The organism is Microcoleus sp. Pol14D4 (genome assembly GCF_036701245.1).
Classification (GTDB): Bacteria; Cyanobacteriota; Cyanobacteriia; order Cyanobacteriales; family Microcoleaceae; genus Microcoleus.
The window spans coordinates 1-9,698 of the sequence record NZ_JAUBQM010000129.1; the positions used below are offsets into that span (position 1 = coordinate 1).

At 47.2% G+C, this 9,698-nt stretch carries 6 protein-coding genes; 2 read left to right on the forward strand and 4 right to left on the reverse strand.

Annotated elements, in window-relative coordinates; translation table 11 throughout:
* Nucleotides 1–684 precede the first annotated feature (684 nt).
* Nucleotides 685–2,334 (forward strand): group II intron reverse transcriptase/maturase, encoded by a 1,650-nt coding sequence (gene ltrA, locus QUA33_RS26635; protein WP_333152582.1) that lies wholly within the window; start codon nt 685–687, stop codon nt 2,332–2,334.
* A gap of 377 nt (nt 2,335–2,711) precedes the next feature.
* Here the strand turns inward: ltrA and QUA33_RS26640 are convergent, their stop codons facing one another.
* The 3 genes from QUA33_RS26640 to QUA33_RS26650 form a co-directional block, all read right to left on the reverse strand.
* Nucleotides 2,712–3,647: a polysaccharide deacetylase family protein gene (locus QUA33_RS26640; RefSeq protein WP_333152584.1), complete on the reverse strand. Its 936-nt coding sequence runs from the start codon at nt 3,645–3,647 to the stop codon at nt 2,712–2,714.
* Between the two features lie 495 nt (nt 3,648–4,142).
* Nucleotides 4,143–5,732: a bifunctional pantoate--beta-alanine ligase/(d)CMP kinase gene (locus QUA33_RS26645; RefSeq protein WP_333152586.1), complete on the reverse strand. Its 1,590-nt coding sequence runs from the start codon at nt 5,730–5,732 to the stop codon at nt 4,143–4,145.
* Between the two features lie 194 nt (nt 5,733–5,926).
* Nucleotides 5,927–7,003 carry a septal ring lytic transglycosylase RlpA family protein gene (locus QUA33_RS26650; protein ID WP_333152588.1) on the reverse strand — a complete coding sequence of 359 codons (1,077 nt, stop codon included), beginning with the start codon at nt 7,001–7,003 and terminating at the stop codon, nt 5,927–5,929.
* A 492-nt stretch (nt 7,004–7,495) separates the two neighbouring features.
* Here QUA33_RS26650 and purM point away from each other — a divergent pair, with 492 nt between their 5' ends.
* The gene (gene purM / locus QUA33_RS26655) at nt 7,496–8,521 is read left to right on the forward strand and encodes a phosphoribosylformylglycinamidine cyclo-ligase (protein WP_333152590.1); all 1,026 of its coding nucleotides are present in this window, start codon (nt 7,496–7,498) and stop codon (nt 8,519–8,521) included.
* Between the two features lie 411 nt (nt 8,522–8,932).
* Here the strand turns inward: purM and QUA33_RS26660 are convergent, their stop codons facing one another.
* Nucleotides 8,933–9,460, reverse strand: a complete 528-nt coding sequence (locus QUA33_RS26660; protein ID WP_333152592.1) for a pentapeptide repeat-containing protein — start codon at nt 9,458–9,460, stop codon at nt 8,933–8,935.
* Nucleotides 9,461–9,698: the final 238 nt, after the last annotated feature.

A 9,698-nucleotide genomic window follows, 5' to 3' on the forward strand; every position in this document is an offset into this window, starting at 1 on the left:
GTACAGAATGTAATCTATCGTTCATGTCAGGTGATATTGCAGAACTACACCATATCGACGGCAACCATAACAATTGGGCGCGACCTGAACTGGTCGTTTAGAACGGGGAGCCTTCTCCCCTAGCGGATTCACACCCGCTACCCTCAAGTAAAAGACTCAAAGCGAGTCCGGTCACGACCAAGTAGGTAACGAAACAGTCGGAATGCAGACCACTAAAGTAACCAAAGCTAGCAGCCTAAGCTGGTCAGGTGCAAGAGGGTAATCTCCTACGGTGAACGTAAGTGAACTATCGCTTAAACTGCGTTACGTGGAAAGAGCCAAATAAGGCTGATAGGCTCTAACCAAAAGGTAAGTGGATTGGATTTATGACTCCAGTTTTCATAAATTGTGTGAACATAACTTCCACCGCAGTATAGATAGCGCCTAACGGAGATTGAAAAACTAGACGATACAACAGGGTAAACCCTACAGAGTCTAAGAGAGGTCGATTACTCTTAGTAGGTCTGAGGTAACAAAGAAGGAACTCTCTGGAGGGTAAAGGAGGGAGGAAAAAGCAAATGCCAGCCTGTAATGGATTGGATAAGGGTTGAAATATTACCCCTGACCGAAAGGAATAGCAGACTTCCTCTGGGTCTTATACGAAAGTACAACCTAACAAAGGAATCAAATCTGAGGACAAGTTAGATGGTGTCATCATTGACAACAAACGGACTGAAGAGACAGCTTGAAGACTGGAACCAGATTAACTGGCGTAAGATTAACAAGCTCGTTAGAAACCTACGTCAGAGAATCTTTCGTGCGAGAAAACTTGGTAACTTCCGCAGGTTACGAAACTTGCAGAAATTGATGCAAAGAAGCTACGCAAATTTACTATTGTCTGTGCGACGTATCACCCAAACCAATCAAGGCAAGGCTACGGCAGGAATCGACCGAGAAGTGGTCAATACCCCTCAGCAGCGAGTGATTCTGGTAAACAACTGGGATGGGGGAAACCTCAAACCAACCCGGAGGGTGGAAATACCAAAACCCAACGGAAAAAAACGACCGCTCGGCATCCCGACCGTGCGCGACAGAATCGAACAGGCAATAGTAAAGAATTCGCTAGAACCCGAATGGGAAGCCGTTTTCGAGCAACACTCGTATGGATTTCGACCGGGTAGAAGCTGTCATGATGCCATAGCTCAATGCTTTATAAGGGTGCAAAATGGCAGAGACAAGTGGGTTCTAGAAGCTGATATCAAGGGATTCTTTGACAACATCGCCCATGAATCCATCCTGTCCATGATGGCTAATTTTCCCAAACGTGAGCTTATCAAAGGATGGTTAAAAGCGGGTTTTGTGTTCCAAGGAAAACTTAATCCCACGGAACAAGGCACACCACAGGGCGGCGTAATATCACCGTTACTTGCCAACATTGGCTTGCATGGCTTAGAAACCTACATAAAAGCCACCAATCCCAAGTTTGGCGTGGTGCGATACGCCGACGATTTCATCGTTACGGCGAGAGACCGAGAAAGTCTCGAAATTGCCCAGAACCTGATTCAAACATGGATGTCAAAACGAGGTCTTGAACTTAGCACTGAGAAGACGGTAATCACGTCAATGGAAGATGGCTTCGACTTCTTGGGGTTCAACTCCCGACACTACAACGGTAAACTTCTCATCAAGCCATCTAAAAAGAAGGTTTTAGCCTTCTGTAAACGCTTGGGAGAGGAGATAAAAAGCCTAAGTAGCGTAGAACAGGAAGTCCTAATAAAGAGGTTCAATCCAATTCTCAGGGGTTTTGCTAACTACTACAAAGGAGTGGTAAGCAAAGAAACCTTTGGATATATCTCTCACAGGATATGGCAATACCTTTGGCGTTGGGCGAAGCGTAGACATCCCAACAAGAGCAAAAGATGGGTTCGTAAGCGTTACTTCCAGACTACTAAGGGTAATCAATGGGTTTTTGCTTGTACCACAAGCGACAGACGAGGTAAGGACAAAGAACTTGCTCTATACCAAATCGCCTACACCCCCATAGAGCGCCATATAAAAGTCAAAGGTGACGCTAGCCCAGATGACCCCTCGTTAAAAGAGTATTGGGATAAACGCCACCAGAAGCTTGGGAAAACCCGTTTCAATAAAGGTACTAAACTTTATACGATAGCAGAAAACCAAGGCTGGAAATGTCCTAAATGTGGCGAAGCACTATTCAACAGAGAGGAAATCGAAACCCATCATATAGTGCCTGTTACTGAAGGTGGAACGGACGACACGGAAAATCTTCAGCACCTGCACAGCCCGTGCCACAAGCAGGTACATAAAACCCAAGTCAAATCTCGCTTGAAGTAAGGCTTGAGCGCAGTGAGTTGGAAACTCTCATGCTGCGTTCTTAGGGGAGGGGACAGAGGTGACTCTCGACCCTCACCCGACAAACCTCTAAATTTGGAAGTTCTACATCGTGAATGTCACCAGCATCAGACCGTTCATGGTCAGGTGAGAGTCCGAACAGCGGGTTAAACCCGACTTATTAGGTGTCAGACTAGGAGCCGGATGCAGTGAAAGCTGCACGTCCGCGTTCTGAAGGAGAGGTGTCCTGTGGTAACACAGGCATCGACTCTAATTGAAAGGGAGGATGACAAGGCGACTTGTCATTCGACCCTAACAGAATTAATTTAACGACATACAAAAAATGGAAAAATGGTGTAAAGTCCCACTTTTCCAAATTGTTACTTTTGTGCTGTTTCCTGCTGTTTTGACTCTTGTTCTTGCATCTGCAATAACTCGGGAACTGTTACGAAAATGTACCCTTCCTTTCTCAATCGAGCAATAATATCAGGTAAAGCTTTTACAGTTCTTGCTCGATTGCCGCCGCCGTCGTGCATCAGCACAATGCCACCGGAATTTGCCTGCCTCATCACGTTGTCCATCAAAGATTCGGTAAGAGTGCGCCAATCAAAAGAATCAGCAGACCACATCACAACTGCATAATTTTTCTTTTGAGCGTAAGCTGTCAATCCATTGTTTAAAATGCCTCCTGGCGGTCGGAACATCGATGTTTGGATGCCGGTCAAGTCCTCAATTAAGGCTGAAGTGCGATCGATCTCGCGAGCGGCACCGTCTTCGTTATACTGAAGGTATTCATGGTTCCAGGTGTGATTGCCGATCGCGTGACCGGCTGCTGCGACCTGTTTGCCAATTTCGGGAGAATTTTTCAGGTATCTTCCTACCCAGAAGAATGTAGCCTTAATATTATTTTCCTTGAGAATATCTAAGATTTGTGTAGTTGTTTTCGGCCAGGGGCCGTCGTCAAATGTCAGGGCGATCGCCTTGTGCTGGGAGTCGAGTTTCGCGTGACTAATGGTTGTACCTTGAAACTGTGACGGTACGGTTGATTGAAATCGGATTGCTTGCAATTGGGCTAGAGCATTTTGGGAAAATTCAACTCGACGGGCGATCGCCTCGGAGAACTTATTAATATTGGACATCGGCGGTTGTTCTTGCGACTGGGATACGGCCAAGACTTGCGCCTGAATCGGTTGCAATGGCTGACTGGCCCGCAAGTTAATCGGCCATGTCACACCCAGCAAAAAACTTCCTGTGGCTGCCATAAAAGCAACGATGAAAGTTTTTCGCCGCCTCCACAGCAGTTTCAATTTTGTCACGTCCTTCTCTCCTTCACACCTTGCACAGTTAATTTGAGATTTTATGTTGATATCAAGTTAATCCACTTAAGAGGATAATCTTAAATTGGACAGTCAGTAAAAATGCTACTGGAAATAACCGATCGTGGGGAAGTCCGTCCGGATAAAAAAATTTAAGATTTGTGCGCCAGAAATCCCCTAACCCATGAAAACGCCGGATGGTTGAACTTTTTACCCAGCGAGGGGGACGGCGCTCAAGTCGGATTCATCGCACGATATTCTTAGGGACTCAGCCCGCATCGGCCCGCGTCCCTACCTAACACTGCAAGTTGGTTTAACGTGAGATGTTGCACTATTGTTAATAAGCCTTTCAAGGGCGGGCTAGAAGATCCCACGCCACAAGAAAATTTAGTCTTTGTGGGATAGACCCGAAAGCCTGTTAAGCCAGAATGGTGCCAGATGTGAGTTTAACCCGATTTGATATGAGGGCGATCGCGCGCCCCCAGGGTCGTAAAATTAACTTTTAGGGCCGATTCTCTCTTTGTACAAGCCGACAATCCGATCGATAACTTCGGCAACAGTCAGATTGTCTGTTTGAATTTCCACAGCATCGGCCGCTTTACGCAAAGGTGCAACCGCGCGGGTGCTGTCCTTTTCGTCCCGCAGGGCGATGTCTTGTTCCAATTGGACCAAGCTAATATTAGCCCGATCGGTATCTTTAAGTTCTAACAGCCGCCTGCGCGATCGCTCTTGTACCGAAGCCGTCAAAAAAATCTTCAGTTCCGCATCGGGAAAGACGTTAGTGCCGATATCGCGGCCTTCTGCTATAATCCCGCCTTTTGTGCCGCAGCGCCGCTGTTCCTCCACCAGAAACTGCCGCACGGCCGGAATTGCCGCCATTTGCGAGACGCGGGATGTGACTTCCAAACTGCGAATTGCCTCGGTTACGTCTTCGCCGTTAATCTTCAACATCTTTGATGCGGGATCGAGATTGTATTCCAAATAACTGGAACTGATTAATTCAGCGATCGCGCATTCGTCGGAAATTGGCGTGTCTGTTTTCAATGCCAGCCAAGTCAGCGCCCGATACATCGCACCGGTATCCAGATAAAACAAGTTCAAAGCAGTTGCGGCAAAGCGAGTTACGGTAGATTTGCCTGCTCCCGCCGGGCCGTCGATCGCCACAATGGGCCGACGATTTCTGAGAATTATATTGTCAATCAAACGAGTAGAGCCAACTCTGGCGGCCACGGCTAAAAGTCCCGCTGTTTCCACAAGCTGCAAGGGCGTCAAAGTGTCGGGATCGACGAGTTCGGCGTATTCGAGCTTGACTGCAGGTTCTGCTGCGACTGCTGCGCGGGCGGCAGCGAGTGCGGTCACTGCGGTGCGGTCGCCTGAAGCAAAAGTTTCCGAGGCTTGTTGCAGCGCGCGGTAGAGTACGGAGGCTTGCTGTTTTTGCTCTGCTGTTAAATACTGATTGCGAGAACTCATTGCCAGTCCCGACTCTTCGCGGACGATCGGACAAGCGACAATCTCTACAGGCAAGTTAAAATCCAAGACCAGCTTCCGAATAATTGCTAGCTGCTGGGCGTCTTTTTGACCGAAATAAGCTTTTGTCGGCTGCACCAAACTCAAAAGTTTAGTAACAATTGCCGCGACGCCCTGAAAATGACCGGGCCTTGCTTTGCCGCACAAAACCGATGTCATCGCCGGTGGCGGGACTACTTGAGTTAAGGAGGAAAGGTGAATCTCTATCTGTTTTTCGGCGGTTTGCTTTGTTTCTGTGCCGACTGCTTGATGGCCGAACATTTCCGTTGCTGAGGGAGCAAATATGGCGTCAACCCCAGCTTGTTCGCACAACAGCCGATCTTGCTCGAAATTCCGAGGATAATCTTGAAAATCTTCTGTCGGCCCAAATTGCAGCGGGTTGACAAAAATGCTGACCAGGGCGATCGCATTTTCTTGCCTTGCCCGCTGGATCAAGCTCAGATGCCCTGCGTGCAAAGCTCCCATCGTCGGCACCAAACCGACTGTCAAATGAGGTGCAGCAGATTTTTGTAAATTTAAGTAGCAGCGAAGTGCTGCAATGGTAGTAAACAGGCGCACCGGTAGAATCTCCTGAAGGCATTCGGCAGAATACAGAGTTTATTTGTCAGAATTTGTTCGACTTGACATCTTGCACCATCCTCAAGAACAGGTAAAATGCCTCTTCCACAAAGAATGGTGGAAGATGTCAGTTTTATTCTACTTTCTGCTTTCTAAAGTTCGGATAACTTTTGTATTCTGCCTTACACTACCGTTCAGCGTTCAACTGTTGTTTGCTGTTGCGGTTCGATCACTTCGATTTCCACTCTGGCAACGCCACTGCTCATCATTCCCAGTACGCTGGCGGCGCCGGCGGACAAGTCAATGAGCCGATCGCCCACATAGGGGCCGCGGTCGTTAATGCGGACGACTACGGTGCGGCCGTTGTCGAGGTTTCTCACCATGACTCTAGTTCCGAAGGGCAAGTGGCGGTGGGCTGCGGTCAAATCATTTTGATTGAAACGCTCGCCGCTGGCGCTGAGGTTGCCGTCAAATCCCGGGCCGTACCAGGAAGCCCAGCCGCTGAGGCGCACTTGAACTGGGCCCATAGACAGCACCGCGGGTTCTGGTTGGGGTTTGCCTGCGACTTCTTCCAGGGGTGGGGCGTTGCCCAGAAGCCGGCGGAGGCGATTGGTTGCTTGAAGAGCGTCTCGGCTAAAGTCGCTGGTGGTGTCGGGGAGGATGGTTTCGGCGTTGATGTTTACCAAGTCCTCACCGTTTGCCTGGATAATGTAGCGATCGCCTTTTTCCCACTTAACGGTAATGCTGTTGGGATCGATGTTGTTGCGGGCTAGCTGATTGAGTCTTGCTGCTAAGCTTGATGCCCGCCAAACTGGATCGGGTTCTTGGTTGCTGGATTTGTTGGCAATATTTCCGACTTTGGGATTTTCTCTGGCGCCGGTTACTTTTGACGGACTGCTAGCACCGGCTTGGCTGTTGCCAGTTTCTCCCAAAGCCGTATTTGTTTCCGGATTCGCGTTCAGAAAGGTGATGACTGGAATGTTTCGCACGTAGACTGTCGCTGCTTGTCGCCCCCCTAAGTCGTGGGGCTGAATTTTGGCGATCGAGTCTCGGGCAATTTCAGCTCTTGCTTGATACTGATACTGTCCGACTTTTTGCGCTTCGACCCGAGTAGCGTTTAACTGCTGGGACGGTTGGGTGGCAATTACTTGCTCGGAAACCTGAGAGTTTTGGTTGTCGGCACCTGTTGCTTGTGCGTGACAAGAGGATGCCGTTCCTACCACAGGAACTAACAGGACAGCGAGTAGACCACCAACAAATTTTTCCTTCATACGTCCATTTTTGTGAATAGCCATTGCCAACCGAGATTGGAGGATTGGTCATTTGGCGGCGGGCGTCAAGGATTTCTCTCTTGCCCTTCGCCATTCCCCCGTGAGTCAAAGTAAAGTATCGCGGTGCGTTTTTGCTTTAATGCTTCCGCCCCAAAAAAAATTGGCGGAAACTTCCCTGACACTTGACAACTCATACTCGATCCGCAATTTGTGTTTTGTTCACGAACTGCAACAGACTACCACAAACTTTTGTGGTTGGGGATCGCTGCGATCGCGATTTTCACCAAATCTTCATCAAATTTTCTCAAAACCCTCTATCATAAAATCCTTTAGTTCCAGTGCTTACAGCCGTTTCAGTTATTCCAGAAAAATTTACAAAAATTTACAAAAATTTATTGTCTTTTGTGGGCTGCCGAATGGCTAGTGTGAAAAAAGCTGTTTGTCAACTGTTATGGGCATAAACTAAAAACTGGAAATCGATTTGGCAGACTTATGGATTATCGAGAAGCAGGTGTGGATGTTGAGGCGGGCAGAGCTTTTGTCTCGCGCATCGGGAATATGGTCAAGAGCACGCACCGATCGGGAGTTTTGGGCGGATTCGGCGGGTTTAGCGGTTTTTTCAGCGTCCCAGAGGGTTTAAAAGAGCCGGTGATGGTTTCGGGTACTGACGGCGTTGGGACTAAGTTGAAATTGGCCCACAATCTCGATCGGCACGACACCGTAGGTATCGACTTGGTAGCGATGTGCGTCAACGACGTGCTGACATCCGGGGCCGAACCCCTCTTTTTTCTCGATTATTTAGCGACGGGAAAGTTAAATCCCGAACAATTAGCTGCGGTGGTAGCCGGCATTGCTGACGGTTGCAAGCAAGCGGGCTGTGCTTTGCTCGGAGGGGAAACGGCAGAAATGCCCGGTTTTTACCAAGCGGGTGAGTACGATTTGGCGGGGTTTTGTGTGGGAATTGTCGAAAAGAGCAAATTGTTGGACGGTTCGCGGGTGCAGGTGGGAGATGTAGCTGTGGGGCTGGCGAGTTCGGGCGTTCACAGCAACGGTTTTAGTTTGGTGAGAAAAATTGCGGGCGATTTAGGTTTTGATTGGAATTCCCAACCCAAAAATTTAGGTGGCCAAACTTTAGGAGAAGTGCTGCTAACTCCGACTAAAATTTATGTTAAACCAGTCCTCGAAGCAATTAATAACGGTCTAGAAATTCACGGTATGGCTCACATTACGGGCGGCGGTTTGCCGGAAAATTTGCCCCGCTGTTTGGGAGTTAATCAATCTGTCAGAATTGACAGCAATAGCTGGCAAAATTTGCCAATTTTCCAGTGGATTGCTGAAGCGGGCCAAGTTGCCACAGCAGATATGTTCAATACTTTTAATATGGGGATTGGGTTTGTGCTGTTGCTCGATTCCAGGGAAGTAGAACAGGCTGTTAAATGGTTTGAATCTCAGGGAATTGGTGCGTTCGCGATCGGAGAAGTGATTGAGGGGAAAGGAGAATTGATCGTGGATAATTAGTAAGAAGCAATCGCAGGGGCTGAAGATTGCTTCGCTTTGTTTTATGCGTTAACAGACAATCTCAATCTGCCTTCATCTGTGTATATCTGCGGTTAAATTTATACTTTTGAAAGTAACCGCAGAGGACGCAGAGGACACAGAGGAAGAAAGAGAAAAAGGAATTCACAACAGATGACTCTTTGCTTTAATTTTCAATGAAATTCAAATAAGCTATTGTGCTTTTAAATACGGTATAATTCAAAATTATTTCCGTGAATTAGTGTAAAATTTTCCGCCGACCGTTTAAATTAATTGAAGAGCTATACTATTTATTACATCGACTCTGAAATGAAGTAGTGTTAATTGTTGAAGTGAGAAAATATCAAAAGCCAAGGTAATGTTTGTATCACAGTTTAAATAAAAAACACCTTATTAGGCTTGTACGTGACTCAAATTTTCCAAAAACTCTTGCACAACTAGATCCGGCTGTTCGCTGCATCGGGTAGCATCGTAATGTTTGACAAGACTGATGCCAGAATCTATGAAAAGCTGGCACATTTCATCTTCTGTTGCGTTTGGATGGGATGATCCACTGTCAATTTTCAGTATCCCTAACTTGTTTTGGTGGAAAATCAGAAAGTCAGCTTCTTGGTTTTGTCGGCCGGCGGGTGTTGTCAGTCGCAGTTGGGAGTTGGGGATGAAGAGAGTGGAAGTGCGATCGAGTATTTCGGCAATTTTCACTTGTGCGTCGGAGTGAAGGCGAAAACCATTCCAGTTAATTTCGTTTTCTGAGCCAGATAATTCAGTTTCACTATCAGCATTTATTGTTTTATCCAAATCAGCTTGACCATAATCAGCTTCATTTAAGTTTGCGAATAATCTAGCTCCACTTAAGTTAGCGCCGCTGAGATTAGCACCGCTGAGGTTAACTTCTATTGTCAGATTTCGCTGTAAGTTCACTTGACTCCGCCGTAAGTATCGCTTTAATACAGATTTAAGATTATCTTTTTTAACTTTTTCTTCTAGTGCTTTTGAAAGTAGTTTCCATAGTTTAGCACCAGCATCTTTGATATAATCATATTCATATTCAGTGCTGGCTGCAATTTCTTTATAAGACCGTCCGTAACTGCTCACCGCAACTGCATTGCGGTATCGCCAATGATGTCAGCGATAGGTATGCACTCCAGATAGGTGGTAT